The sequence below is a fragment of the Limnohabitans sp. MMS-10A-192 genome (assembly GCF_003063335.1).
Lineage (GTDB): Bacteria > Pseudomonadota > Gammaproteobacteria > Burkholderiales > Burkholderiaceae_C > Limnohabitans_A.
Genome location: NZ_NERX01000001.1, coordinates 838,830 through 863,147 on the forward strand (window position 1 = coordinate 838,830; position 24,318 = coordinate 863,147).

Consider the following 24,318-nt stretch of genomic DNA (forward strand, 5'->3'; position numbering starts at 1 on the left):
CCCCGATCAGGCATCGCCACCGGGCAGCAAGGCCTGCGTTTCGGACTCGGGCAAGGCGTCCACCTGCCGCAAGGCGCGGTTCATCACGTTGCTGCGGGTCTGCGCTTGGTCAAGTGTGTTGAGCACGGTTTGCGTCTGGTTGCGCACCTTGTCGAGCACATCGCCAAACTTGCCGAACTCGGTCTTGACAGCGCCCAGCACCTGCCAGACTTCGCTGGAGCGCTTTTCAAGGGCCAGGGTTCTGAAGCCCATTTGCAAGGCATTGAGCATGGCCATCAGGTTGGTCGGGCCGGCCAGCGTCACGCGGTGGTCGCGCTGCAAGGTCTCCATCAAACCCGGGCGACGCAGCACCTCGGCATACAGGCCTTCGGTGGGCAAAAACATCACAGCAAAGTCGGTGGTGTGCGGCGGCTCCAAGTACTTGTCGGCGATCGACTTGGCCTCGAGTTTGATGCGGGCTTCAAGTGCCTTAGCGCACAGCTCGGCCTGCACCGGATCGGCACGGCCCTGAGCTTCGAGCAGGCGCTCGTAGTCTTCGTTGGGAAACTTCGCATCGATCGGCAGCCACACGGGCTGGCCGCTGTCTGAGCGGCCGGGCAAGCGGATGGCAAAGTCCACACGGTTCTTGTCGCCGGGGCGCGTGGCCACCTGCACGGCGTATTGCTCGGGGGTCAGCACCTGTTCCAGCAAAGAAGCAAGCTGCGCTTCGCCGAACATGCCACGGGTCTTGACGTTGGTCAGCAGGTGCTTGAGGTCGCCCACGCCTTGCGCCAGGGTGTGCATTTCGCCCAGGCCTTTGTGCACCTGCTCCAGGCGGTCGGCCACTTGCTTGAAGCTCTCGCCCAACCGGGCTTGCAGCGTGGCCTGAAGTTTTTCGTCGACGGTCTGGCGCATTTCGTCGAGCTTGGCGGCGTTGCTTTGTTGCAGCTGGGCCAGCTGGGTTTCCATGGTGCCGCGCATCTCGGTCAGGCGGCGGGCGTTGGCCTCCGACAGCGCATTGACCTGCTGCGCCAGGCTGTCGGTCAGGCTTTTTTGTAGCAAGGCCAGCTGCTGGGCCAGCGCATCGATCTGCTGGTTTTGCGTGCGGGTGGCCTCGGCGCTTTGCTGCAGCAGCGACTGCTGAAACAAGGTCAAGGTCTGCATCGCCTCTTGCCGCCCTTGCACGCCCGACTGATTGATCTCGGTGCGCAGCTCGCGCTCCAAGCGCTCGGACTGGCTTTGCACGGCCTCGAACTGTTGCTGCTGCCAGGCCGATTGCTCGGCCAACCGCGCTTGGCGTTCCGGGCTGTCTTCTTGCGGTGCGGGCTTGCGGAGCAAGAGAAAGACCAGCAGCACCAGGTTCAGTGCCACCAAGGCGATCATCAGCCAGGTTTCGTTCATGCGGTGCGTCCGGCCACCGTGTTGAGCGGCGTCACCGCCTGCCCTTTTGTGAAAAATTCCATCAGGTTGTCAGCAGCCAATTGGGCCATGGCTCGGCGGGTCTTGATGGTGGCGCTGGCAATGTGCGGGGTCAGCACCACATTGGGCACCTTGAGCAAGCCCGGGTGAACCGAGGGCTCACCCTCAAACACATCGATGCCCGCCGCAGCGATTTGACGCGCAGCCAGGGCTTTGGCCAAAGCCGCATCGTCCACGATGCCGCCGCGTGCAATGTTGACCAGCGTGGCAGTGGATTTCATTTGCGCCAGCTCGGCAGCGCCGATGGTGTGGTGCGACTCGGCGCTGTAGGGCACGACCAACACCACATGGTCCGCAGTCTTGAGCAGCTCTTCCTTGCTCACATAACTGGCTTTGCACTCGGCTTCCAACTCAGCGCTCAGGCGGCTGCGGTTGTGATAAATCACATTCATGCCAAAGCCGTGCGCGGCGCGGCGGGCAATGCCCTGACCAATGCGGCCCATGCCAATGATGCCAATGGTCGAGCCGTGCACTTCGGCCCCGGCAAACATGTCGTAGCTCCACTTGGTCCACTGGCCTGCGCGCAGAAAATGCTCGCTTTCGGTGATGCGGCGGGCTGTGGCCATGAGCAGTGCAAAGCCAAAATCAGCCGTCGTCTCGGTCAGCACGTCAGGCGTGTTGCTGGCCACCACGCCCGCAGCGGTCATGGCGGGCACGTCAAAGTTGTTGAAGCCCACAGCCATGTTGGCCACGATGCGCAGCTGAGGATTGGCTTGAAGCAGTGCAGTGTCGATGCGCTCGCTGCCGGTGGTCAATGCGCCCACTTTGCCCTGCATGCGGCGGGTCAGTTCTGCGGCAGACCAAACCTCATCGGCCTGGTTGCTCTCGACTTCAAACACCTGCGCCAAAGACTGCAGGACCTCGGGGAAGATGGCGCGTGCCACCAAGATGGAAGGTTTATTCATGGTTTCACTCAAAATTCAGGTCATGGTCATTCAGTGCGTCAAATGAAACTGAAGGATGTACAAAGCGGCCCCAGCGAAATAGCCCAACAAAGCCCAAACGCTGATTTTCTTGACGTACCAGACAAAATCGATTTTTTCCAGCCCCATCGCAGCCACCCCAGCGGCTGAACCGATGATCAGGATCGAGCCACCGGTGCCTGCGCAATAAGCCAAAAATTCCCACAGGAAACTGTCGGGCGGATACTGTGTCAGGCTGTACATGCCCATGGAAGCTGCGACCAAAGGCACGTTGTCCACCACGGCACTGACCAAGCCAATGATCATGACGATCACATCCTGGCGCCCAACAGTTTGATCAAACCACTGCGCCAGCGAGGACAGAATATGGGTGTGCTCCAGCGTGGCAACCGACAGCAAAATGCCTACGAAAAACAGCACTGCGCTCATGTCAATGCGGGTCAAAGCGCTGACCAGCGTCAGGTGGGCTTTGGCCTCGTCGGTTTTGTCCTTGTGCACCAGATCACCCACCAGCCACAACAAGCCCAGACCGAGCAAAATGCCCATGAACGGTGGCAAATGCGTCAGTGCCTTGAACACCGGCACAGCCACCAGGATGCCCAAGCCCAAGAAAAACATCAGATTGCGCTCGAAAGCCGGCGTATCGGTCAAATCGGCGCGCTCTGCAAGCGCTGGTGAGAGCACCTCACGCCCACGCACCACATACGCCATGGCGGCCAAAGGCACCAGCAAACTGGCCAACGAGGCAACAAAAACCCCCTTCATGATTTCCAGGGCCGTGATCTGCCCGCCAATCCAAAGCATGGTGGTCGTGACATCGCCGATGGGTGACCAAGCGCCGCCTGCATTGGAGGCAATGACGATGGCTCCGGCAAAAAACAAACGATCTTCACGCTGGTCCAGCAATTTTTTCATCAACGACACCATCACGATGGCTGTCGTCAAGTTGTCGAGCACCGAGCTGAGAAAAAATGTGACCAGCCCAACCAACCACATCAAACCCGACAAGGAACGGGTCTGGATGCGCGAGGTGAGGATTTCAAATCCATTGTGGGCATCCACAACCTCCACAATGGCCATGGCCCCCATCAAGAAAAACACGATCTGAGCCGTCGACATCAGCGACTCACCCAATTGATGACTCACTTGCTCGGCATCCGTGTTCCCAAGTGCGTAAAGGGTCCAGAGCACCCCTGCAGCCAGCAAAGCCGTCGCGGTTTTATTGATCTTGAGTGGGTGCTCAAAAGCAATAGCGGCATAAGCCAAAACAAAAATAGCAATGATTGCCGTCAGCACATCAGACCCCTTTCAATACAGCGATGGTTTCGGTTGAGTCAATCTCAAAAACCTGTTTCAGATATGCCAAGTATTTTTCGTCATCGCACATGCCTTTGCCCGGCGTGTCTGACAACTTGGCGACGGGCTGGCCATTGCAGCGGGTCATCTTGATGACGATCTGCAGCGGCTCGTATCCCAAATCGTTGGTCAGGTTGGTGCCCACGCCAAAAGCCAGCTGACAGCGCCCCCGGAACTGCTGGTACAGCTCGATGGTGCGCGGGATCGTCAGGCTGTCGCTGAAGATCAGGGTCTTGGTTTTAGGGTCCACCCGATTGTGCTGGTAGTGGGCGATCATGCGCTCACCCCAGCTGAACGGGTCACCGCTGTCGTGGCGCGCCCCATCAAACAGCTTGCAAAAATACAGGTCAAAGTCACGCAGGAAGGCGTTAAACCCGTACACATCGGACAGCGCGATGCCCAGGTCACCCCGGTACTCCTTGGCCCAAGATTCGAAAGCAAAAATCTGGCTGTCTCGCAGACGCGGGCCCAAAGCCTGCGCAGCCTGCAGGTACTCGTGGGCCATGGTGCCCAGGGGCGTCAGGCCCAGCAGGTAGGCGTAATACACATTGCTGGTGCCCGCAAACTGGCCTTGAGGGCCGGTGCCCAAACGGGCCGACAACACGCGCAGCACCTCTTCGTGCCAGGCCCGCGAAAAGCGGCGGCGCGTGCCGTAATCGGCGATCTTGAGCGTTTCCAGACCTGCGCCCTGCAACTGCGCGATTTTCTGGTCCACGCGGCGACGGCCTTCCATCAGATCGGGCACCTTCTGGGTGTTGCGGAAGTACACCTCGTTGACGATGGCCAGCACCGGAATTTCAAACAAAATGGTGTGCAGCCAAGGGCCCTGGATGGTGATGTCGATCTCGCCAGAGGGCAAGGCCGTGACCTGGATGTATTTTTCGTTGAGCTTGAACAAGCCCAGAAAGTCCACAAAATCGCTCTTGATGAAGCGCAGTGAGCGCAGGTACTGCAGCTCGGACTCCTTGAAGTTGAGGCTGCACAGCGAGCGGATTTCCTGGCGGATCTCGTTGACGAAAGGTGCCAATGCCACGCCGGGGTTGCGGCACTTGAATTTGTATTCGACCTGGGCACCCGGGAACTGGTGCAGCACGACCTGCATCATGGTGAATTTGTACAGGTCGGTGTCGAGCAGACTGGTGATGATCATGGCAAAAGGTGACCACCCCACAGAAACGGGGCGATGCGGTAAGCAAGAGCGTGATATTAACCAGATATTAGCGAGTCAATCTGATCAGCTAATATCGCTATAGGGTGTTACGCCATCGGTGGCGCAACAGGCATGTGCGATGGTCGGGCCGCCTCGCACCGGAGCCTTGCCTTGACTTTTCCCACCGATTCCTTCCTGCAATGGATGGCCGCTGCTGTGTTTGCACTGGCCCTGATCCACTCATTTTCCACACGCTTTTTTGAGCACCTGGCTCACACGCACCCTCGGCATGCCGGTCTTTGGCATCTGCTGGGCGAAGTCGAAGTCGTCTTCGGTCTTTGGGCTTGCTTGTTGATGGCCACGTTCTTCGCGCTGATCGGTCAAGACCGGACACTGAACTACCTCGAGTCGCGCAATTTCACGGAACCCCTTTTCGTCTTTGCCGTCATGGTGATCGCGGGCACACGCCCCATCCTGAGTCTGGCGCGAAACTTCATCCTGCGAATCACCCAGCTATGGCCCCAGCAACCCACGTTGGCGCTTTACATGGTGGTGTTGGTGCTGGTGCCCTTGCTCGGCTCGTTCATCACCGAGCCTGCCGCCATGACGCTTGGGGCTTTGCTGCTGCGAGACACCTTGTTCAGTCGGGATGTGTCAGAACGGCTGAAGTACATCACCTTGGGCGTGCTCTTCGTGAACGTGTCCATCGGCGGAACCCTGACCCCTTTTGCCGCCCCACCCGTGCTGATGGTGGCCCAAGTCTGGCAATGGGATTTCAGCTTCATGCTGTGGACCTTTGGCTGGAAAGCGGCCGTTGCGGTGTTCATCAACGCCTTGGGGGCCACGCTGATGCTGCGGCGCGAATTGAGCGCCTTGGCTCCAAGTGATCCCTCGCACGAGGCGCCTGTGCCTGCCGGCATCATGGTCATGCACCTTCTTTTTCTGGGCGGCGTTGTCTTTTTTGCGCACCACCCGGTGGTTTTCATCGGGCTCTTGTTGCTGTTTTTGGGTTTTGCGAGCGCTTGGCGCCAGCACCAGAGCGAGCTGATTCTGCGAGAGGCGCTGCTTGTGTCGTTTTTCCTGGCCGGGCTGGTTGTGCTGGGCGGTCTGCAGCAATGGTGGCTGGAGCCGCTGCTCATGAGTCTTCCGAGCGATGCCGTTTTCTATGGTGCCACAGCGCTCACGGCCATCACCGACAACGCTGCCATCACCTACTTGGGTTCATTGGTGCCCGGCTTGAGTCAAGAGTTCAAAGTGGCCTTGGTCGCCGGGGCCGTCACAGGCGGCGGCCTGACCTTGATTGCCAATGCGCCCAACCCGGCGGGCGCAGCCATCCTCAAGGGCTATTTCACGGACAACAGCATCGCCCCGCTGCGCTTGCTGCTGGCTGCCTTGCCGCCCACCGTGGTGGCGACACTGGCTTTCAGGTGGCTTTGACCGTTCAAACCACCCGGCCGCCCACCAAAGTCAACACCCGCTGCGCGTGCAAAGCGAGGATCTGGTTTTGCTCGGCCACCAGCATGGTCACGCCCTCGCGGGCCAGTTGCAGCAGCGCATCGCGCATGGCCGCCACCAGCACCGGGGCGATGCCCTCGCAGGGTTCGTCCAGCAGCAGCAAGCGGGGGCCGGTCATCAGGGTGCGGGCCAGGGCCAACATTTGCTGCTCGCCGCCGCTCATCTGGCTGGCGGGGCGCTGCAGCATGGGCTGCAACTGCGGGAACAAAGCCAGCACACGGGCGTAGCGCTCGGCAGGCGTCCCTTGCCCTTCGGTTTGCGCAGCGATCCACAAATTGTCTTGCACCGACAGGCTGGTGAACAGACGCCGGTCTTCGGCCACAAAGCCCAGCCCGGCCCGCGCACGGCGGTGGGCTGGCCAGCTCTGAATGGCCTGACCGTCCCAAGTGATGCGACCCTGCACACGCGGGCCGATGCCGATCAAGGCCTGCAGCAGCGTGGACTTGCCCGCGCCGTTGAGGCCTTGCAACACCACGAGTTCGCCCTCGCCCACTTGCAGGCGCACGTCAAACAGCGCCTGCGCATGGCCCCACCAGGCGTTCAAGCCTTCAACCGCGAGCATCGCGCTGCCCTTTCATGTCGGAATGCATGCCCAGAGACATGTCGAAATCAAGCCCCAGGTAACGCTCGCGCACCTGCGGGTCTTGGGCCACGACCTCGGGCGTGCCGTCGGCCACCAAGCGCCCTTGCATGAGCACCAGCACCCGGTCGGCCACGCCAAAAACGGCGTCCATATTGTGTTCGGTGTACAGCACCGTGACGCCATCGGTGGCCACCTGACGCACCAACGCCATCATGTCGGCGCGCTCAGCAGGGGCCAGTCCGGCCGCGGGTTCGTCGAGCAACAAAATGCGCTCACCCTTCTCTGACAGACCCGCCAATGCCATGGCCAACTCCAGCCGCTTTTTGGCACCGTAGGGCAAATCGGCCACCGCGGTCTGGGCTTGATCGCCCAAGCCCACTTGGGCCAAAGCCTGCAGGGCTTGCGCAGCATGACGGCCCGCCAAGCGATCCCACCACGACAGCCGTTCGCGGGACAAAACCAGCTGCAGGTTTTGCTGCACAGTGAGGGCTTCAAAGGTTTGCGCCACCTGAAAGGTGCGGGCCATGCCCTGCGCCTGACGCTGGGCAGGCTGCAGGCCAGTGACGTCTTGGCCACGCCAGACCACGCGGCCACTGCCGGGCGTTTGCTGCCCTGCCAGGCAAGCAAAGCAGGTGGACTTGCCCGCGCCGTTGGGGCCAATCAGGGCCACGCACTGGCCGAGCGGCACCTCAAAACTCACGCCGTCGAGCGCTTTGACGCCACCGTAGTGGCGCAGCAGATCTTGAACGATCAAGCTCATGCAGGCCTCCGCCGAGACAACCACCAAGACTGCAAACCACCCAGCACCCCGCTGGGCGAGAGCACCATGACCGCCATGATCACCAGGCCCAACACGCCACGCCAGTAATCCAGACCTTGTCCAAGTTCGGCACCACCCCAGACCAACAAGGCGCTGCCCACCAGCGCACCCCACAGTTGGTGCACGCCGCCGAGCAAGATCACCAACAGCGCATCGACCGAGGTGCTCACGCTGGCCACCGACGGGAAGACCGCGCCCTTGATGGCGGCCCACAAGCCACCGGCCAACCCGGCCAAAGCCGCACTCAGCACAAACACCTGGTAGCGCAAACGGTTGACCGGCAAGCCACTGGCGGCCGCACGCAGCGGCGCATCGCGCAAGGCTTGCAAAGCCGCCCCCCGGCTGGACATGCTCCAGCGGCCCAGCATGGCGACCGCTGCCAGCACCCCCGCCAGCAGTACCGCGTCAAAAACAGCACGCGACTCGGGCGCGATCAGCGTGAGCCCAATCAGGCCGTTGTCGCCACCCGTCAGCCCCACCCACTGGCTGGCCCCGGCCCAGATGACTTGCGCCAGCGCCAGCGACAACATGGCCAGGTACACCCCGCTCATGCGCACCAGCACCAAGCCAAACACCGCCGCCACGCCCAGCGCCAGCGCCATGCCTGATGCCAGCGCGGGCAGCAAAGCCCAGCCCCACTGCACATGCACCAGCGCCGCGCCGTAAGCGCCCAGCGCAAAAAAGGCCGCATGGCCAAAGCTCACCAGCCCGCCCAGCGCCATCATCACTTGCAAACTCAAGCCCAACAGCAGCATGACCAGCAGGTCTTCCGTCAGGCTGCGGCTGTAGTCGCCCTGCCCCAGCGCCCAAGCCAGCACCGCCGCCACCAGCGCAGGCCAAAGCCAGCGCAGCGCACCCTGCGGGGCCACTGAGAAAACCGGCACCACCTCGCGCTGCGAGGCCGCCACCGCCGCGCCGCCCAAGCCTTGCGGGCGCAGCACCAAGACCACGGCCATGGTCAAAAACACCAACACCAAGGTCGCTTGCGGCACCCAGGCCACGCCCAGCGCGTGGATCACGCCAATCAGCACCGCCGCCGCAAAGGCCCCGCCAACGCTCCCCAGGCCACCGGTGACCACGACCACAAAAGTCTCAACCACCACGCTCACGTCCATCTGCAAATTGGCCGGTTCACGCGGCAGCTGCAAAGCACCGGCCAGCCCCGCCAGTGCACAGCCGAGCATGACCACGCCCAACATCAGCGGCGCGGGCTTGACGCCCAATGCGTCCAGCATGTCGCGGTCTTGCGTGGCGGCTTTGACCTGCTTGCCCCACAGCGTGCGGGTCAGCAGCGCGTGCAAGCCCCACCAAACCAAGGGGCCCAGCACCAGCGTGAAAAGTTGCCAGGTCGGGAAATACGCCTCGCCCAAAGCCACCGCACCCTTGAGGCCCGGAAAGCGCGGGGCAAAAACTTCGTCGGGCCCGAAAAACCAGCGCATCGCGTCGTGCAGCGCCAGCGTGAGGCCGAAGGTGGCCACCAATTGGTAAAGCTCCGGGGCTTGGCGCATGCGGCGCAGCAAAGCGAATTCGGCCAGCGCCCCGACCAGCGCCGCCACCGCCGCCCCCAACAGCATGGCCCCGGCATAACCCCATGCAGAATCGGCCAAGACCGGCCACCAGCGGGTCACCGCATGGGCCGAGACCAGCGCCCCGAGCATGAAGAAACTGCCGTGCGCGAAATTGACGATGCGGGTGACGCCAAAAATCAGCGTCAGCCCGGAAGCCATGAGAAACAGCGTGGTGGCGTGGCTCAGCCCATTGAGCAACTGAAGCGCAAAACTGTCCAGACCCAAACCAGCCCCTTAGTTCTAGAACAACGGACTCACGCCACCCAGTGGGTGAAGTCCTGCGCGTTCACGCGGGTGGTCTGGAAGGTGTTGACCAGGGCCGACTCGTCGGCATAGCCCAGGGCCATGCCGCAAACCACCATCTCGTTTTCGCCTGCGCCCACATGGGGCAAGATGATTTTGCTGAAGTTGTTCCAGGCCGCTTGTGGGCAGGTGTGCAGGCCCCGCGCACGGGCCGCCACCATGATGGACTGCAAAAACATGCCGTAGTCCAGCAAGCTGCCCCGGCCCATGACTTTGTCGATGGTGAAGATCAGGCCCACGGGCGCGTCAAAGAAGCGGAAGTTCTGCTGGTGCTGCGCGTGCATGCGGTCTTTGTCGCCCTTGCCGATGCCCAGCACGCCGTACAGGCCAAAGCCGCACTCGCGGCGGCGGTCGATGTAGGGGCTGACCCATTTTTCGGGGTAGTAGTCGTACACCTCGGCGTATTCGGCGGCCAATGCGGGGTTGGCGCTGATGGCGTTGTGCGCGGCACAGGTCTTGGCGACCAGATCATCGCGCTTGGCGCCCTGCAAGACATAGACCTTCCAGGGCTGGGTGTTGGTGCCGCTGGGGGCGCGGGCCGCCACTTGCAGCACTTCTTCGAGCACTTGGCGATCAACCGCCTGGGGCAAATAAGCGCGGGCCGAAAAACGGCTCAGGATGGCGGTGTCCACGCTGGCCGCATCGCTCACGCGGGCGCTGACTTGTTTGTCAATGTGGGGGATGCTCATGTCAAGGTCTCCAGATAAGCTTTCAATGCGGGGGGCAAGGGCACGGGGCGGCGAGTTTCGCGGTCCACGTAAACGTGAACAAAATGGCCTTTGGCGGCGCACAGGGGCTCGTCTTGGGCGAACAAGCCCACCTCGTAACGCACGCTCGATGTGCCCAGCTTGGCCACACGGATGCCCGCGTCGATGGTCTGCGGAAAGGCCAGCGGTGCAAAGTAATTGCACTGGGTCTCGATGACCAAGCCGATGGTGCTGCCGCCGTGGATGTCCAGCACACCCTTTTCAATCAAGGTCGCGTTCACGGCGGTGTCGAACCAGCTGTAGTACACGACGTTGTTCACGTGCCCATAGACGTCGTTGTCCATCCAGCGGGTGGTGATGGCGCGAAACGCCTTGTAGGCATCGCGGCTTTCGGGCTGAGGTTTGGCAGGCGTGTTCATCGCCTGAGATTGTGCCAGCGTTGCCAGTAGTCCAAGGCCACTTGCCAGGTCTGCATTTGCACCTGCACCGTGGTCTCGATGTCGTGGCCATAACCGCCGCCCATACACATCACCACGGGCAAGCGTCGCTGCCAAGCCCAGTCCATGACCACCCGGTCACGCGCCTGCATGCCGTCTGCCGTGAGCTTCAGGCGGCCCAGGCGGTCGCCCTCGTGCGGGTCGGCCCCGGCCAGGTAAATCACCAGGTGCGGGTCAAAGCGATCTTGCAGGGTCTGCAAGGCCTGGTGCAGCGCCGCCAGATACGGCTCATCGGTGCAGCCGTCGGGCAGACCCACGTCCAGATCGCTGGGCTCTTTGCGAAAAGGAAAGTTCTTTTCGCCATGCACAGACAGGGTGAACACGCTCGCATCCCGGGCAAAGATGGCCGCCGTGCCGTTGCCTTGGTGCACATCCAGATCGATCACGGCCACATTCATTGGCCGGCGTTGCTGTCGCCAGGCTTCGGCTTGCATCAGGCGGGCCGTCACCGCGATGTCGTTGAACACACAAAAGCCACCGCCCTTGTCGGCGTAGGCGTGGTGGGTGCCGCCCGCCAGGTTGCCTGCCACGCCTTGCACCAGCGCATCGCGGGCGGCGGCCACACTGGCGCCCACCGAGCGGCGGGCCCGCTCGGCCATGGCCGGGCTCCACGGAAAGCCGATCTCTCTTTGAATGGCCGGATCCAGACTGCCGGTGGCCACGCCCTGGATGTAGGCCGGGGTGTGCACCAGCGCCAGCTCGCCGTCGCTGGCCGCAGGGGCTTCGCGCATCCGCACACCGGGCAGCTCCTGCGTGAGCCGGTCGCGCAGGCGGCTGTACTTGCGCATTGGAAAGCGGTGGCCTTCTGGCAAGGGCAAAACAAAGTGATCGGCGTAATAAGCGTGCATGAAGGCGTGCGAGGGAGCCAGGGCGGAAAGCTCGATTCTAGAAAACGCTCTCTAAACTGCTGCGCGAAGCGGCTAAACCCCTTGCCAGCGAGCTGAGAAACCCTAAAATTGAAACCATGCTGCACTGCAACAAAGTTGTACGGCCCCGGCCAGTTTCGGCGCAGTCCCTTTGAAAACTTTTTTGGAGATTCTCATGATGACCGCTGAACAAATCGTCGCCTCGCACAAAGCCAATGTGGAAACCCTGTTTGGTTTGACCGCCAAAGCCTTCGAAGGCGTGGAAAAACTGGTCGAGCTGAACCTGACCGCTGCCAAAGCCGCTTTGGACGACTCCTCCAGCAACACCCAAGCCGCTTTGAGCGTGAAAGACGCCCAAGAACTGCTGGCCATGCAAGCCAACCTGTTCCAGCCTTTGGCTGAAAAGACCGCTGCTTACAGCCGTCACCTGTACGACATCGCTTCCGGCACCGGTGGCGAATTCACCAAGGCTTTCGAAGCCCAAGCTGCGGCCGCTCAAAAGCAGTTCTCCTCTTTGGTGGACAGCGCTACGCAAAACGCACCTGCAGGCTCCGAGCAAGCCGTGGCCATGATGAAGGGTGCCGTGACTGCCGCCAACACCGCTTTCGAATCCGTGCAAAAAGCCGTCAAGCAAGCCACCGATCTGGCCGAATCCAATCTGGCTGCCGTTTCGGCTGCTGCCCCTAAAGCTGGCAAGAAGAAGTGATTTTTCACAGGCGGCTGGTTTTGCAAGGACCTGCCCCCTGAATTTGCAAGTTGTCTCCTCGGATCCTTTTGAATTTCATCTGGGAAACAGGGATCCCTTCAAGGGCTGATCGCAAGATCAGCCCTTTTTTTATGCCCACCGATCAGTGCCCGGCTTCAAACGCCGCCAGACGCTCCTTCAAGCGCGGCAACTGCGCCAGCATGGCCACGCGGCCCGCTTCGATCGAGCGGCGACGGGCACTGAAGTCGGCGCTTTTGACGCCGCTGAGCGCCGGACGGATCACGATGTCCGCGTCCTTGAGCGCCAAGGTGTTGATGCTCTTGCCCATGATGGTGAAGGTTTGCAGCAGGATCTGGAAGGTGTCGCCCGCAGGGTTGCCCTCCGGGTCGCTGGAAATGTCCACGGCGATCACAAAATTGGCCCCCATCTCGCGCGTTTGGCGAACAGGCACCGGGGCCACCAGGCCGCCGTCCACATACTCTCGGTCGCCAATGCGCACCGGCTGGAACACGGCGGGCACCGCACTCGATGCGCGCACAGCCGAGCCGGTATTGCCCCGACGGAAGGTGATGGCCTCTCCGCTGCGCAAATCGGTCGCCACAATGCCCAGCGGGATCTTCATGTGCTCCAGATTCCGCCCGCCCACTTGGGAGTTCACGTATTTGGCCAAGGCCTCACCCCGCAGAGCGCCCCGGTTGAGCAAGGGCACCATCCAGTCGGTGATTTCTGCCTCCTCCATGGTTTCGGCGGCCTTGCGCAACTCGGGCACACTTTTGCCGCTGGCATACAGCGCGGCCACCAAAGAGCCAGCCGATGTGCCCACCACGTGGCTGGGCTTCAAACCGGCCTCTTCCAGCACCTGGATCACGCCCACATGGGCAAAGCCCCGCGCAGCGCCGCCGCCGAGGGCCAAGCCCAAATGAACCGGGCGGCGAATCGGCACAGGCTGGACCACCGTCACCGGGGGGGTGACCACGGTCTGATGGGGGGGCGCTTCGGTGGTCACCACCGGCACAGGTGCCACGCTCGCGCAGCCCGTCAGCACCAAGGCCCACAGCCATCCGCAGCCCATCCCGAGCCGACGCAGCATGGTCTTGTTCTTCTTCATCTTTTCCCTGACTTCCAAAAAGTTATTGATAATGATTCGCATTTGAGATAAGATCACGACAACGAAACAAATTCCGAGAGCACCACCATGCGCCTCCTGTCTGCTGCCCTTGCTGTGTCTTGCCTGATGGCCTCGTCCATGGCCTTGGCCCAGGACAAAGTCGTCAACATCTACTCGGCCCGCCACTACCCGACCGATGAAGCGCTCTACAGCGACTTCACCAAGGCCACCGGCATCAAGATCAACCGCGTCGATGCCGACGATGCCGGTATTCTCGCTCGCCTCAAGGCCGAAGGCGCCGCCTCCCCTGCGGACGTGATTTTGCTGGTGGATGCGGCTCGCCTGTGGCGTGCCGAGGTGGATGGCCTTTTCCTGCCGGTGCAATCGAAGACACTGCAGGCGGCCATTCCCGCCAACTTGCACGCCAAACCAGCCGACAACGGCGGCATTGCCTGGTTTGGCTTGTCCACGCGAGCCCGCGTCGTGGTCTATGACAAGCTCAAGTTCAGCAAGTCCGACGTGGACAGCTACGAAAAATTGGCCTCCCCCAAGCTCAAAGGCGCTTTGTGCATCCGCTCCGGCTCGCACCCCTACAACCTGAGCCTGTTTGGCGCGATGACCGAACACCTGGGCGCAGAAAAAACCGAAGCCTGGCTCAAAGGCCTGGTGGACAACATGGCGCGCAGCCCCAAGGGTGGCGACACGGATCAGATCAAGGCCGTGGCCGCTGGCGAGTGCGGTGTGGCCGTGACCAACACTTATTACCTGGCCCGCATGATGCGCTCGACCAACCCGGCCGACAAAGCCGTGACCGAGAAAATTGGCGTGGTCTTCCCCAACCAATCGAGCTGGGGCACCCACGTGAACGTGGCAGGTGGCGCAGTGGCCCGCTACGCCAAGAACACCGACAACGCGGTCAAGTTCCTGGAATACCTGGCCAGCCCCAGCGCGCAAAACCACTTTGCCAACGGCAACAACGAGTGGCCCGTGGCCAAAGGCGTGAGCTTTGACAACCCGGCCCTCAAAGCCATGACCGGCGGCAGCTTCAAAAGCGAGCTGATCCCGATCAGCGCCGTGGGCATGAACCAGATCAAGGTGCAGCAAATGCTGGACCGCGTCGGCTTCAAGTAAGCCCCCAGGTCGGCGCCTTATCGCCCGACCGTCTCTCATTCTTCAGCCAGCCACTCACCCCGGACCAGCCGGGGGTGATAGCCAGCCATTGCCTGTTTTCCCGAAAACCGATGTTTTCGGCCGCCTTGGATTGGACTTCACCATGCACACCACCTCTACAAAAACGCCCTTGTTGCCCCTGGCCGCGCTGATGCTGGCCGGCGCTGTCAGCCCCATCGCGCAGGCCCAATCCGACCGCGAGATGGGCACCGTGGTCATCAAGGACTCGCGCATCGAAGACGCCAAAAGCGTGCTGCGCGTGCGCGAAACCAGCATCGGCAAAGGCCGCCAGGCGCTGCGCGACATCCCGCAAACCGTGACGGTGATGACCGAGCGGCTGATGCAAGACCGCAACCTGGACGACTTGCGCGAGGTGCTCAAGACCACGGCGGGGGTGACGTTTCAGGCCGGAGAAACCGGCGAAGAAGATGTGCGACTGCGCGGCTTTTCGCTGGGCCAGGCGGGCGACATTTATGTGGACGGCCTGCGCGACGCCCCGCTCATCGAGCGCGACACCTTCAACCAGGACCGGGTCGAGGTGCTCAAAGGCTCGGCCTCGATGTTGTTTGGCAAAGGCTCCACGGGCGGAGTGGTCAACCAGGTCAACAAGGCGCCCCAACTGCTCGAGGAGCACGAACTCAACCTCACGGTGGGCAGCGGCCAGCAGCGCCGCCTAACGGGCGACTTCAACTGGGTGACCGGCGAAGACGCCGCGTTCCGCCTGAACGCCATGACGCACCAAGCCGACAATTGGGGGGCCAAAGTGGACAAACGAGGCATTGCGCCGACTTTCCGCTGGGGCATCGGCCACCGCGACGAATTCAGCATCGGCCTGTACCACTTGGAAACCCAGGGTCGCCCGCTCTACAACCACCCTTGGTTCATCCAGAGCGGCGTCATCGTGCCAACCTTGGCCGCCCAAAACTACTACGGGCTGGCCAGCGACCACCTGCGCACCGAAAGCACCTACGGCACCTTCAGCCATGTGCACCGCTTTGACGCCGACAGCCAAATCAAGACGCAGCTGCGCCAAGGGCACTACGAACGCGACCTGTGGGCCAGCGCCATCGCTTTTGTCAACCCGATCACCCGCTTGGCCGACATCAGCGCCAGCACCGCGCTCAAGCGCACCCCCAAAGGCCGCGTGGGCGTGAGCGACTTGACCCAAGTGCAAAGCGACTACTCGGGCAAGCTGCAAGCTTGGGGCCACACACACCAGCTGATCACCGGCGTGGACGCTTACCGCGAAAACGCCCAGCGCAACCAAAGCTTTGCAGGTGCAGCATCGGGCCTGAACACCACCGTGGGCACCCCCGACGACGGTGCCTGGCGCGCCGACACACGGGGCAACGCCCCCATGAACACCTTCAAGGCCCAAGGCCTGGGTGTCTATGCACAAGACACGGTCGAACTGCTGCCGCACCTGAAATGGGTGGCGGGTTTGCGCTTTGACCACTTCGCGGGCGACTACCGCGACCCCAGCGGCAACAGCTTTGCCATGAGCGAAAACCTCTGGAGCCCGCGCACCGGGCTGATCTTCCAACCTGACGAACTGAGCAGTTATTACGCCAGCGCAGGCACCTCCTACAACACCTCGGGCGACACCTACCAGTTTGCCTTGGGCAGCTTTGGCGAGGGCAGTGCCAACGCCAAACTGGCCAATACTCCACCCGAAAAGAGCCGTAACTTCGAGTTGGGCGGCAAGTGGGAAATCTTCAACAAGAAAGCCTCGCTGGGCGTGGCCCTGTTCCACTCGGAAAAATACAACGAGCGCAACACAGACCCGGATGCCGCTGCCGCGCAAATGCTCTTGTCGGGCAAGCGCCATGCCAGCGGCATGGAATTCAACCTGGCCGGGCGCATCACGCCGAAATGGGAAGTGTTCTACAACCAGACCTGGATTCCGAGCGCCAGCATTGATGAGAGCACCATCACCACAGGCAACGCCCAGCGCCTGGGCGACCGCCCGGCCCTGACGCCCAAGCACAGCGCCAGCCTCTGGACCAGCTACTTGCTCAGCAGCCAGTGGCGCGTGGCCGGGGGCATCAACCACCGGGGCGAACAATCGCCCGAAGGCAACCGCCATGTGGTGGCCCCCGCCTTCACCACCTTGGACGCCATGGCCGAGTACAGCTTCAGCGACGCCACCGCGCTCAAGCTCAACGTCAACAACCTGACGAACAAACTGTATGCCGACACCTTGTACCGGGGCTTCTACGGCCCGGGCGCGCCGCGCACCGTGCAGCTGTCGCTCAAAACACGGTTCTGAGACAGGCACGCCCCATGATCCTTCACCGGCCCCAACTGCTCAGCCCCGATGAAGTGCACAGCGCACGCGCCGGGCTGGGCGACGATGCCCCCTGGATCGACGGGCGCAGCAGTGCGGGCGCCCAAGCACTTGTGCAAAAGCACAACCTGCAGCTGGCCCAAGACAGTGACAGCTGCCGCCGCTTGCAAGGCCTGGTGCTGGCGGCGGTGCAGCGCGATCCCCTGCTGCTCTCAGCTGCACTGCCCAGGCGGATTTTTCACCCTCTCTTCAACCGCTACGACAGCGCGCACAGCCATTACGGCCCGCACATCGACGGCGCGGTGCTGCGTTCGCACAACGCACAGGGCATGCCGGAATGGGTGCGCTCAGACCTGTCGTGCACGGTCTTTCTGAGCGATCCGCAGGATTACGACGGGGGCGAGCTGTGCATACAAGACCACGGCGGTGAACGCCGCTTCAAGCTGGCAGCGGGCGACGCCATCCTTTACCCCGGCACGCGGGTGCACGAGGTCACGCCCGTCACACGGGGTGCACGGCTGGCCAGCTTTTTCTGGATCGAGAGCATGGTGCGCAGCCAAGAGCAGCGCCGCATCCTGTTCGACCTCGACATGAACCTGCTCAAGCTGCGTGCGCAACTGGGCGAAACCACCGAGACCACCGCCTTGACGGGCGTGTACCACAACCTGCTGCGCCAATGGGCAGACACGTGAGCGTGGCCCGCATGAACGACACACCGATCAACCTGTACGACCACGAAAAACTCGCCCACGCTGCGCTGGATGAGGCGGCGTGGGCGTACTTTTCGGGCGGTGCCGCAGACGAAATCACGCTCCAGAACAACACCCGGGCCTGGCAAGACATGGGCCTGGCGCCCCGCGTGCTGCAAGACTTGCAGGGCGGGCACACCCACATACAACTGCTGGGGCGCTCGTGGCCCACCCCCATGCTGGTGGCGCCCATGGCCCACCAGCGCTGGGCCCACGCCGATGGCGAAGCAGGCATGGCACTGGCCGCGGCTGTGCAAGGCTGCGGCATGGTGTTGTCGCACCAGACCAGCACCCCCTTGCAGACCGTGGCCGATCTGGTGCAGGGCGAAGCCGAGCGCGGGCCGCTGTGGTTCCAGCTCTACTGGCAGGCCGACCACGGGGCGCTGCGCGCCTTGATGGCACAGATTGAGGACGCAGGCTACGAGGCCTTGGTGCTCACCGTGGATGCGCCTGTGCAAGGCGTGCGTGACCGAGAGCGGCGCCTGGGCCCCGGCCTGCCGCTGCCTGAACACGCCCGCCCAGTGCATTGGCAAGCCCAGCCGCCCACCGAGAGCGCTGGCTTGTGCGCCGGGCACGGCAACGCCGCCCCCACCTGGGACGATGTGGCGCGGCTGCAAAGCTGGACCCGGCTGCCCGTGCTGCTCAAGGGCATCACACACCCGTTGGACGCAGCGCAAGCGGTGCGCCTGAACCTGAGTGGTCTGATCGTCAGCAACCATGGCGGCCGCACCCTCGACACCCAGCCCGCCAGCGCCCGGCTGCTGCTGCCCGTGGTGGATGCGGTGCAAGGCGATGCGGCAGTTTTGGTGGACGGCGGCATACGCCGAGGCACCGATGTGTTCAAAGCCCTAGCGCTGGGGGCGGATGCGGTGCTGGTGGGGCGCCCCTGCCTCTATGGCCTGGCCCATGCGGGTGCGCGTGGCGCGGCCCATGTGCTGCGGCTTTTGCGAGACGAACTCGAAATGGCCATGACCCTGTGCGGCTGCCGAACCCCGCAAGACATCACCCCCGCACACCTTCACTGGCAAGGCCGGTCATGACCCCAGCGAACAAGCCTCAGGGCCAAGCCCCCAAACTGAGAGCACCCGGCAAGAGGCCACAAGTGGCACAAGCCGTGCGCACCATTGACAGCCAGACCTTGTTCGAGGCGGCCCATCAGGTGCTGATCGCGCACCAGGGCGAAACCTACAAACTCCAGATCACCCGGCAAGGCAAGTTGATCTTGACCAAGTGAGGCGCTGAAAACAAAAAAACCGGACTGCAAGCAGCCCGGTTTTCGTTAAGCGCACCTGAGAATCAGGAACGGATCAGGTGGTCAAAAGCGCTCAAAGCTGCCTTGGCACCTTCGCCTGCGGCGATCACGATCTGCTTGTACGGCACCGTGGTGCAGTCGCCTGCGGCGAACACGCCGGGCACATTGGTGTGGCCCTTGGCGTCCACCACGATCTCGCCAAATTTGCTCAGCTCGACCGTGCCCTTCAGGAACTCGGTGTTGGGCACCAAGCCGATTTGCACGAACACGCCCGCCAATTCGACATGGTGCTCGGTGCCGGTCGCACGGTCCTTGTAACGGATGCCGTTGACCTTGCTGCCGTCGCCGGTGATCTCGGTGGTCTGGGCATTGGTGTGCACCGTCACGTTGGGCAGGCTGTGCAGCTTGTTGACCAGCACAGCGTCGGCTTTGAGTTGCTCGGCAAATTCGATCACGGTGACGTGCTCGACGATACCCGCCAAGTCAATCGCCGCTTCGATGCCGGAGTTGCCGCCGCCGATCACGGCCGTGCGCTTGCCCTTGAACAGCGGACCGTCGCAGTGCGGGCAGTACGCCACGCCCTTGTTTTTGTACTCGGACTCGCCGGGCACGTTCACGTTGCGCCAACGCGCACCCGTGGACAAGATCACGGTTTTGGCTTTGAGCGTCGCGCCGTTTTCCATCTGGATGTGCACCAAACCATCGGCACCTGCGGGGGTCAGTTTGTCCGCACGCTGCAAGTTCATGATGTCCACGCCATAGTGGCGCACTTGCGCTTCGAGCGCGGCGGCAAACTTGGGGCCGTCGGTCTCGAGCACCGAGATGTAGTTCTCGATCGCCATGGTGTCGTTGGTCTGGCCGCCAAAGCGCTCAGCCGCCACGCCCACGCGGATGCCCTTGCGGGCAGCGTACACAGCCGCAGCCGCACCAGCGGGGCCACCGCCCACGATCAGCACTTCATAGGGGTCTTTGGCGTCCAACTTGGCCGCTTCGCGGGTGGCTGCACCCGTGTCGAGCTTGGCCACGATTTCTTCCACGCTCATGCGGCCCGAACCGAACACCTGACCGTTCAAGAACACCATGGGCACGGCCATGATCTGGCGCTCTTCCACTTCTTTTTGGAAAGCACCGCCTTCGATGACCACGGTTTTGACCTTGGGGTTGAAGATGGCCATGAGCGACAGGGCCTGCACCACGTCTGGGCAGTTGTGGCAGCTCAGGGACATGTAGACCTCGAAGCTGAAGTCGCCGTCCAAGCCTTTGATCGCGTCGATCACTTCAGGCTCGACCTTGGGCGGGTGGCCGCCAGTCCAGAGCAAGGCCAAGACCAAGGAGGTGAACTCGTGGCCGAGTGGCAAACCGGCAAAGCGCACGCCTTGCGTTTCACCTTCACGCAACACTGCAAATGAAGGCTTGCGCGCATCGTTGCCCGAGGTGTCCAGCGTGACTTTGTCCGACAGGCCCACGATGGTCTCGAGCAGTTCTTTCATCTCGGCGCCAGTTTCGCTGTCGTCGAGCGAGGCGACCAAGCGGATGGGCTGGCGCAACAAGGCAAGGTATTGCTGCAATTGGGCTTTGAGGGTGTCGTCGAGCATGGTTTTCTCCTGTTTCAGGCTGCACATATCCAGGGTCCCGCTTGTGGCGGAGCCTCAGAAAAAAGGGTTTGGGGGAATCGTTGAGGACAGCGCACACCGGGCGGGTGGCCTGGTTGCGCTGTGCTCAACGCCCTGCGCTGCAGGGTGTTGAGAGCCCTGAAGAACAGGGCTTGGGGTCAAGATTTAGATCTTGCCGACCAGGTCGATGGAAGGAGCCAAAGTCTTGGCGCCTTCTTTCCACTTGGCTGGGCACACTTGACCGGGGTTGGCGGCGGTGTACTGGGCAGCGGTCAGCTTGCGCAGGGTTTCCGACACGTCACGGGCGATTTCGTTGGAATGGATTTCCAGGGTCTTGATGGTCAACTCAGGGTTGATGATGAAGGTGCCGCGCAGTGCCAGGCCTTCTTCTTCGATGTGCACGCCAAAAGCGCGTGTCAGGGCGTGTGTTGGATCGCCAACCAATGGGAACTTGGCTTTGCCCACAGCAGGCGAAGTCTCGTGCCACACTTTGTGCGAGAAGTGGGTGTCGGTGGTGATGATGTACACCTCGGCGCCGGCTTTCTGGAAAGCTGCGTAGTTGTCAGCCGCGTCTTCAATCTCTGTAGGGCAGTTGAAGGTGAAAGCGGCTGGCATGAAAATGAACACGTTCCACTTGCCTTTGAGGCTGGCTTCGGTCACTTCGATGAACTTGCCGTTGTGGAAAGCTTGGGTTTTGAAGGGCTGAACTTGCGTGTTGATCAGGGACATGGTGTTTCCTTGGGTTGGTTGAAAAAAACTATCGAATGAGAAAACTCATTGGGTTGAATCATAAATCGAATCCACCCCGACTGGCAGGTCGAGACCATTGGAAGTTTCAATGGGTGTCATAGCCAGGACGGAATGCCCCCACGGCCAGGAGCAGCCAGGCGGCGATCCAGGCGCTACCGCCCCAGGGCACCAGGGCTCGCCAAGCATCAAACCCCAGCAAAGCGCGGGCGTAAATGTTGAAGCTGAACAAGGCCATGCCCAGCGCCATGAGCCAGCCCGAGGCCAACCACCAGCGCGAGGGGCCACGCCCGCCCAAGGCCAGCCCCACCAAGATCAAGCCCAGGGCATGGAACTGCTGCTGATTCAAAGCGGTTTGCACCATGGCCGGGATGCCATTGGCAAATGCGGGCAGATGGGCGAAGGCAGCACTGAACACCACGCTCAGTGAGGCGCTCAAGGCGCCCAGGATCAGAAAAATTCGGGAAGAAGACATGGCCAATCAGCGAGATAAGTTTGACAAAGATCAGAGGCCGCAGGGATTGTCTCGCGGCGCTTGACACAGATCAGCCCAAGTCTGACAGATCGGCGCACAGTGAAGACGTCGCCCCATTTAAGGACCTGAAATGAAAATGCTGATTGACTTGTTCTCTACCGACTATGGCCTGATGAGTGTGGGCGTGATCGTGTTCATGCTGCTCATGGCCGCCTTCTTCCTGCGCATGTTTGTGCACAAAATGAACGCCAACGAGTAAGGCACCTGCCGCGCTCAGGCCAGTGGTCGGCGGTAACCGCCCGACTGCCCCCGGGGCGAGAAGACCACCTGCCAAAGCTGGTTGTCCCGTGACCGGAAGGTGCCCGCGCAACACAGCAGGTAGTAGCGCCACATGCGGTAAAAGCGCTCACCGTACTTGGCCCACAAATCGGGCCAAGCCGCTTCAAACCGTTGGTGCCATGCCATCAGGGTCTTGTCATAGTCCACACCAAAGTTGTGCCAGTCCTCCATGACGAAATCGTGCTCGCTGTAAAACCCGATCTCTGAAGCCGAGGGCAACACCCCGTTGGGAAAGATGTAACGCTCAATCCACGGGTCGATCGCTGAGCCCGCATGGTTTTTGCCAATCGTGTGCAACAAAAACAAGCCATCGTCATGCAAACAGCGCTTGGCCATGTCGAAGTAGCTGCGGTAGTTCTTGTGCCCCACATGCTCGAACATGCCGATCGATGCAACCCGGTCAAAGCGTTGCGCCCCTTGCAGATTGAACTGTCGGTAATCGGCCAGCTCAAAGCGAACGGGTAATGTGCCTGCTTTGTGCGTGCCCAAGCGGGCCTGCTCTTTGGAAATGGTCAGCCCCACGCAGTGCACGCCGTAATGCTGGGCCGCAAACAGCATCAGGCTGCCCCAGCCACAACCAATGTCCAACAAGGTCATGCCGGGGCGCAATTGCAACTTCTGACATATCAGGTCCAGCTTGGCTTGCTGCGCCGCCTGCAAATCGCTCGCTTGCGCCCAATAGCCACAGCTGTAGGCCATGGACGGGTCAAGCATGGCCTCATAGAGATCGTTGCCCAGGTCGTAATGGACTTCACCCACCTGCCAGGCTCGGTGCTCGGACTGCAAATTGGTCAAACGCGCCTTCAGCGATGCCCAAATCCAGCCTGCACGGCCGACCTGCTGGTCCAGCCGTGCCCGCAAAATCCTGGCGATGAATTCATCCACCGCCTCGCAATCCCACCAGCCGTCCATGTAACTCTCGCCCAAACCCAAACTGCCACGGGTCAGGATGCGGTCAAAGGTCGCCGGGTGGTGAACTTGCATGTCCCAAGGCTGACTCCCCCCCACCGTGATGCCGGCGGTTGACAACAAATCAGCCGCCCTGCGCCAGTTTTCATCGGTCTCGACCAAACGATCTGGGCCCAACGCCAAGCTTGAAACCATGCATGCCTCCTGTGGGGTCTTCATTGCGCTGCGCCAGACCGATGGGTCCGACGGACAAGCCATGCTAAGCAGCGGCGGCGAGCCAGCCAATCCACTTTTTGACGTAGGCGCCGTACTTGAAAACCGTTACATCCGCACGCGTGGACTACCCGAACAGGTCACGAATGTGCATAATTGACGTTTACGTAACGTCAACTGAAACAGGAGTGAGACATGGACATTCAAGGCAAAGTTTTCATCGTCACCGGCGGCGCATCGGGTCTGGGTGAAGGCACCGCACGCATGCTGGCGGCCAACGGCGGCAAAGTGGTGATCGCCGACATGCAAGCCGAAAAAGGCGAAGCGGTCGCCAAAGAACTCGGCGGCGCCTTCGTCAAGTGCGATGTGAGCAACGAAGCAGACGGCCAAGCTGTTGTGGCCAAAGCTCTGTCCATGGGCAAGCTCATGGGCCTGGTCAACTGCGCAGGCATCGCCCCCGCTGAAAAAACCGTGGGCAAAAACGGCGCGCACAGCCTGGCCGTTTACACCAAGACCATCATGGTCAACCTGGTGGGCACCTTCAACATGATCCGCCTGGCCTCGGAAGCCATGTGCCAAAACGAACCCGAAGCCACCGGCGAACGCGGCGTGCTGATCAGCACCGCCAGCGTGGCCGCCTATGACGGCCAGATCGGTCAAGCCGCTTACGCCGCGTCGAAAGGCGGCGTGGTCGGCATGACGCTGCCCATCGCCCGCGATCTGGCCCGCAACGGCATCCGCAACATGACGATTGCCCCCGGCATCTTCGGCACCCCCATGCTGTTTGGCATGCCCCAAGAGGTGCAAGACGCCCTGGCCGCAGGCGTGCCCTTCCCCAGCCGCCTGGGCACCCCCCAGGACTACGCCAAATTGGCCAAACACATCATCGAAAACGACATGCTCAACGGCGAAGTCATCCGCCTGGACGGCGCGATCCGTCTGGCACCGAAATGATCTGAAGGCTTCACGCTCCCCAACCAAGCAGGCCCTTCGGGGCCTGTTGT

24 protein-coding genes are annotated in these 24,318 nt (G+C 61.8%); 9 read left to right on the plus strand and 15 right to left on the minus strand.

What is annotated here, in order from left to right; genetic code table 11:
* Positions 1-6: 6 nt before the first annotated feature.
* From B9Z43_RS04080 to pncB, 4 genes are read right to left on the minus strand one after another with little or no spacing between them, the layout of a single operon-like run.
* Positions 7-1,380 (minus strand): DNA recombination protein RmuC, encoded by a 1,374-nt coding sequence (locus tag B9Z43_RS04080; protein ID WP_108322821.1) that lies wholly within the window; start codon positions 1,378-1,380, stop codon positions 7-9.
* Positions 1,377-2,363: a D-glycerate dehydrogenase gene (locus B9Z43_RS04085; protein WP_108322822.1), complete on the minus strand. Its 987-nt coding sequence runs from the start codon at positions 2,361-2,363 to the stop codon at positions 1,377-1,379. The genes B9Z43_RS04080 and B9Z43_RS04085 overlap by 4 nt, the downstream gene beginning before the upstream one ends.
* A gap of 30 nt (positions 2,364-2,393) precedes the next feature.
* Positions 2,394-3,677 (minus strand): sodium:proton antiporter NhaD, encoded by a 1,284-nt coding sequence (gene nhaD, locus B9Z43_RS04090; RefSeq protein WP_108322823.1) that lies wholly within the window; start codon positions 3,675-3,677, stop codon positions 2,394-2,396.
* Position 3,678: 1 nt separating this feature from the next.
* The gene (pncB, locus tag B9Z43_RS04095; protein WP_108322824.1) at positions 3,679-4,887 is read right to left on the minus strand and encodes a nicotinate phosphoribosyltransferase; all 1,209 of its coding nucleotides are present in this window, start codon (positions 4,885-4,887) and stop codon (positions 3,679-3,681) included.
* A gap of 171 nt (positions 4,888-5,058) precedes the next feature.
* Between pncB and B9Z43_RS04100 the strand changes: the two genes are divergently transcribed.
* Positions 5,059-6,324 (plus strand): putative Na+/H+ antiporter, encoded by a 1,266-nt coding sequence (locus tag B9Z43_RS04100; protein ID WP_108322825.1) that lies wholly within the window; start codon positions 5,059-5,061, stop codon positions 6,322-6,324.
* Positions 6,325-6,328: 4 nt separating this feature from the next.
* Here B9Z43_RS04100 and B9Z43_RS04105 read toward each other — a convergent pair whose 3' ends face one another.
* The 6 genes from B9Z43_RS04105 to B9Z43_RS04130 are packed head-to-tail and all read right to left on the minus strand — an operon-like array spanning position 6,329 to position 11,728.
* A complete protein-coding gene (locus tag B9Z43_RS04105) occupies positions 6,329-6,964 on the minus strand; it encodes an ABC transporter ATP-binding protein (RefSeq protein WP_108322826.1) in 636 nt (211 codons plus the stop codon).
* On the minus strand, positions 6,951-7,745 hold the full coding sequence (locus B9Z43_RS04110) for an ABC transporter ATP-binding protein (protein WP_108322827.1): 795 nt from the start codon (positions 7,743-7,745) through the stop codon (positions 6,951-6,953). Before B9Z43_RS04110 ends, B9Z43_RS04105 begins: the two co-directional genes overlap by 14 nt.
* The gene (locus tag B9Z43_RS04115; protein WP_108322828.1) at positions 7,742-9,598 is read right to left on the minus strand and encodes an ABC transporter permease; all 1,857 of its coding nucleotides are present in this window, start codon (positions 9,596-9,598) and stop codon (positions 7,742-7,744) included. Before B9Z43_RS04115 ends, B9Z43_RS04110 begins: the two co-directional genes overlap by 4 nt.
* Positions 9,599-9,627: 29 nt before the next feature.
* Positions 9,628-10,365, minus strand: coding sequence for a nitroreductase (locus tag B9Z43_RS04120; protein WP_108322829.1), 738 nt, complete (start codon positions 10,363-10,365; stop codon positions 9,628-9,630).
* Positions 10,362-10,802 (minus strand): thioesterase family protein, encoded by a 441-nt coding sequence (locus B9Z43_RS04125; RefSeq protein WP_108322830.1) that lies wholly within the window; start codon positions 10,800-10,802, stop codon positions 10,362-10,364. Before B9Z43_RS04125 ends, B9Z43_RS04120 begins: the two co-directional genes overlap by 4 nt.
* Complete coding sequence (locus tag B9Z43_RS04130) at positions 10,799-11,728, minus strand: histone deacetylase (RefSeq protein WP_108322831.1); 930 nt, start codon at positions 11,726-11,728, stop codon at positions 10,799-10,801. Before B9Z43_RS04130 ends, B9Z43_RS04125 begins: the two co-directional genes overlap by 4 nt.
* A gap of 193 nt (positions 11,729-11,921) precedes the next feature.
* On the opposite strand from B9Z43_RS04130, the gene B9Z43_RS04135 reads away from it, so the two are divergent.
* Positions 11,922-12,452 carry a phasin family protein gene (locus B9Z43_RS04135; protein ID WP_108322832.1) on the plus strand — a complete coding sequence of 177 codons (531 nt, stop codon included), beginning with the start codon at positions 11,922-11,924 and terminating at the stop codon, positions 12,450-12,452.
* A gap of 142 nt (positions 12,453-12,594) precedes the next feature.
* On the opposite strand, the gene B9Z43_RS04140 is transcribed toward B9Z43_RS04135, so the two are convergent.
* On the minus strand, positions 12,595-13,542 hold the full coding sequence (locus tag B9Z43_RS04140) for a patatin-like phospholipase family protein (RefSeq protein ID WP_233250008.1): 948 nt from the start codon (positions 13,540-13,542) through the stop codon (positions 12,595-12,597).
* A gap of 105 nt (positions 13,543-13,647) precedes the next feature.
* Here B9Z43_RS04140 and B9Z43_RS04145 point away from each other — a divergent pair, with 105 nt between their 5' ends.
* The 5 genes from B9Z43_RS04145 (at position 13,648) to hemP (ending at position 19,000) form a co-directional block, all read left to right on the plus strand.
* Complete coding sequence (locus tag B9Z43_RS04145) at positions 13,648-14,691, plus strand: extracellular solute-binding protein (RefSeq protein ID WP_108322833.1); 1,044 nt, start codon at positions 13,648-13,650, stop codon at positions 14,689-14,691.
* A 142-nt stretch (positions 14,692-14,833) separates the two neighbouring features.
* Positions 14,834-16,999 (plus strand): TonB-dependent siderophore receptor, encoded by a 2,166-nt coding sequence (locus B9Z43_RS04150; RefSeq protein ID WP_108323284.1) that lies wholly within the window; start codon positions 14,834-14,836, stop codon positions 16,997-16,999.
* A gap of 14 nt (positions 17,000-17,013) precedes the next feature.
* Entirely contained in the window at positions 17,014-17,709 is a 696-nt protein-coding gene (locus tag B9Z43_RS04155; RefSeq protein ID WP_108322834.1) for a Fe2+-dependent dioxygenase, read from the plus strand.
* 11 nt (positions 17,710-17,720) lie between these two features.
* Positions 17,721-18,806, plus strand: coding sequence for an alpha-hydroxy acid oxidase (locus B9Z43_RS04160; RefSeq protein ID WP_233253946.1), 1,086 nt, complete (start codon positions 17,721-17,723; stop codon positions 18,804-18,806).
* Positions 18,803-19,000 (plus strand): hemin uptake protein HemP, encoded by a 198-nt coding sequence (gene hemP / locus B9Z43_RS04165; protein WP_108322836.1) that lies wholly within the window; start codon positions 18,803-18,805, stop codon positions 18,998-19,000. The genes B9Z43_RS04160 and hemP overlap by 4 nt, the downstream gene beginning before the upstream one ends.
* A gap of 62 nt (positions 19,001-19,062) precedes the next feature.
* Here hemP and ahpF read toward each other — a convergent pair whose 3' ends face one another.
* The 3 genes from ahpF to B9Z43_RS04180 form a co-directional block, all read right to left on the minus strand.
* Positions 19,063-20,613: an alkyl hydroperoxide reductase subunit F gene (gene ahpF / locus B9Z43_RS04170; RefSeq protein WP_108323286.1), complete on the minus strand. Its 1,551-nt coding sequence runs from the start codon at positions 20,611-20,613 to the stop codon at positions 19,063-19,065.
* A 183-nt stretch (positions 20,614-20,796) separates the two neighbouring features.
* Positions 20,797-21,360 (minus strand): alkyl hydroperoxide reductase subunit C, encoded by a 564-nt coding sequence (gene ahpC / locus B9Z43_RS04175; protein WP_108322837.1) that lies wholly within the window; start codon positions 21,358-21,360, stop codon positions 20,797-20,799.
* A 106-nt stretch (positions 21,361-21,466) separates the two neighbouring features.
* Entirely contained in the window at positions 21,467-21,853 is a 387-nt protein-coding gene (locus B9Z43_RS04180; protein ID WP_108322838.1) for a DUF423 domain-containing protein, read from the minus strand.
* 130 nt (positions 21,854-21,983) lie between these two features.
* Between B9Z43_RS04180 and B9Z43_RS04185 the strand changes: the two genes are divergently transcribed.
* On the plus strand, positions 21,984-22,112 hold the full coding sequence (locus B9Z43_RS04185; protein ID WP_199222241.1) for a DUF3149 domain-containing protein: 129 nt from the start codon (positions 21,984-21,986) through the stop codon (positions 22,110-22,112).
* Positions 22,113-22,126: 14 nt separating this feature from the next.
* On the opposite strand, the gene cfa is transcribed toward B9Z43_RS04185, so the two are convergent.
* Complete coding sequence (gene cfa, locus B9Z43_RS04190) at positions 22,127-23,296, minus strand: cyclopropane fatty acyl phospholipid synthase (RefSeq protein ID WP_108323290.1); 1,170 nt, start codon at positions 23,294-23,296, stop codon at positions 22,127-22,129.
* A 213-nt stretch (positions 23,297-23,509) separates the two neighbouring features.
* Here cfa and B9Z43_RS04195 point away from each other — a divergent pair, with 213 nt between their 5' ends.
* Positions 23,510-24,268 carry a 3-hydroxyacyl-CoA dehydrogenase gene (locus tag B9Z43_RS04195; protein ID WP_108322839.1) on the plus strand — a complete coding sequence of 253 codons (759 nt, stop codon included), beginning with the start codon at positions 23,510-23,512 and terminating at the stop codon, positions 24,266-24,268.
* Positions 24,269-24,318 lie beyond the last annotated feature (50 nt).

Coding starts and splice junctions, on each gene's coding strand:
- B9Z43_RS04080 (WP_108322821.1), bottom strand. CDS start 1,380: ATGAACGAAACCTGGCTGATGATCGCCTTGGTGGCACTGAACCTGGTG.
- B9Z43_RS04085 (WP_108322822.1), bottom strand. CDS start 2,363: ATGAATAAACCTTCCATCTTGGTGGCACGCGCCATCTTCCCCGAGGTC.
- pncB (WP_108322824.1), bottom strand. CDS start 4,887: ATGATCATCACCAGTCTGCTCGACACCGACCTGTACAAATTCACCATG.
- B9Z43_RS04105 (WP_108322826.1), bottom strand. CDS start 6,964: ATGCTCGCGGTTGAAGGCTTGAACGCCTGGTGGGGCCATGCGCAGGCG.
- B9Z43_RS04110 (WP_108322827.1), bottom strand. CDS start 7,745: ATGAGCTTGATCGTTCAAGATCTGCTGCGCCACTACGGTGGCGTCAAA.
- B9Z43_RS04120 (WP_108322829.1), bottom strand. CDS start 10,365: ATGAGCATCCCCCACATTGACAAACAAGTCAGCGCCCGCGTGAGCGAT.
- B9Z43_RS04125 (WP_108322830.1), bottom strand. CDS start 10,802: ATGAACACGCCTGCCAAACCTCAGCCCGAAAGCCGCGATGCCTACAAG.
- B9Z43_RS04130 (WP_108322831.1), bottom strand. CDS start 11,728: ATGCACGCTTATTACGCCGATCACTTTGTTTTGCCCTTGCCAGAAGGC.
- B9Z43_RS04135 (WP_108322832.1), top strand. CDS start 11,922: ATGATGACCGCTGAACAAATCGTCGCCTCGCACAAAGCCAATGTGGAA.
- B9Z43_RS04140 (WP_233250008.1), bottom strand. CDS start 13,542: ATGCTGCGTCGGCTCGGGATGGGCTGCGGATGGCTGTGGGCCTTGGTG.
- B9Z43_RS04145 (WP_108322833.1), top strand. CDS start 13,648: ATGCGCCTCCTGTCTGCTGCCCTTGCTGTGTCTTGCCTGATGGCCTCG.
- B9Z43_RS04150 (WP_108323284.1), top strand. CDS start 14,834: ATGCACACCACCTCTACAAAAACGCCCTTGTTGCCCCTGGCCGCGCTG.
- B9Z43_RS04155 (WP_108322834.1), top strand. CDS start 17,014: ATGATCCTTCACCGGCCCCAACTGCTCAGCCCCGATGAAGTGCACAGC.
- B9Z43_RS04160 (WP_233253946.1), top strand. CDS start 17,721: ATGAACGACACACCGATCAACCTGTACGACCACGAAAAACTCGCCCAC.
- hemP (WP_108322836.1), top strand. CDS start 18,803: ATGACCCCAGCGAACAAGCCTCAGGGCCAAGCCCCCAAACTGAGAGCA.
- ahpF (WP_108323286.1), bottom strand. CDS start 20,613: ATGCTCGACGACACCCTCAAAGCCCAATTGCAGCAATACCTTGCCTTG.
- ahpC (WP_108322837.1), bottom strand. CDS start 21,360: ATGTCCCTGATCAACACGCAAGTTCAGCCCTTCAAAACCCAAGCTTTC.
- B9Z43_RS04180 (WP_108322838.1), bottom strand. CDS start 21,853: ATGTCTTCTTCCCGAATTTTTCTGATCCTGGGCGCCTTGAGCGCCTCA.
- B9Z43_RS04185 (WP_199222241.1), top strand. CDS start 21,984: ATGAAAATGCTGATTGACTTGTTCTCTACCGACTATGGCCTGATGAGT.
- cfa (WP_108323290.1), bottom strand. CDS start 23,296: ATGGTTTCAAGCTTGGCGTTGGGCCCAGATCGTTTGGTCGAGACCGAT.
- B9Z43_RS04195 (WP_108322839.1), top strand. CDS start 23,510: ATGGACATTCAAGGCAAAGTTTTCATCGTCACCGGCGGCGCATCGGGT.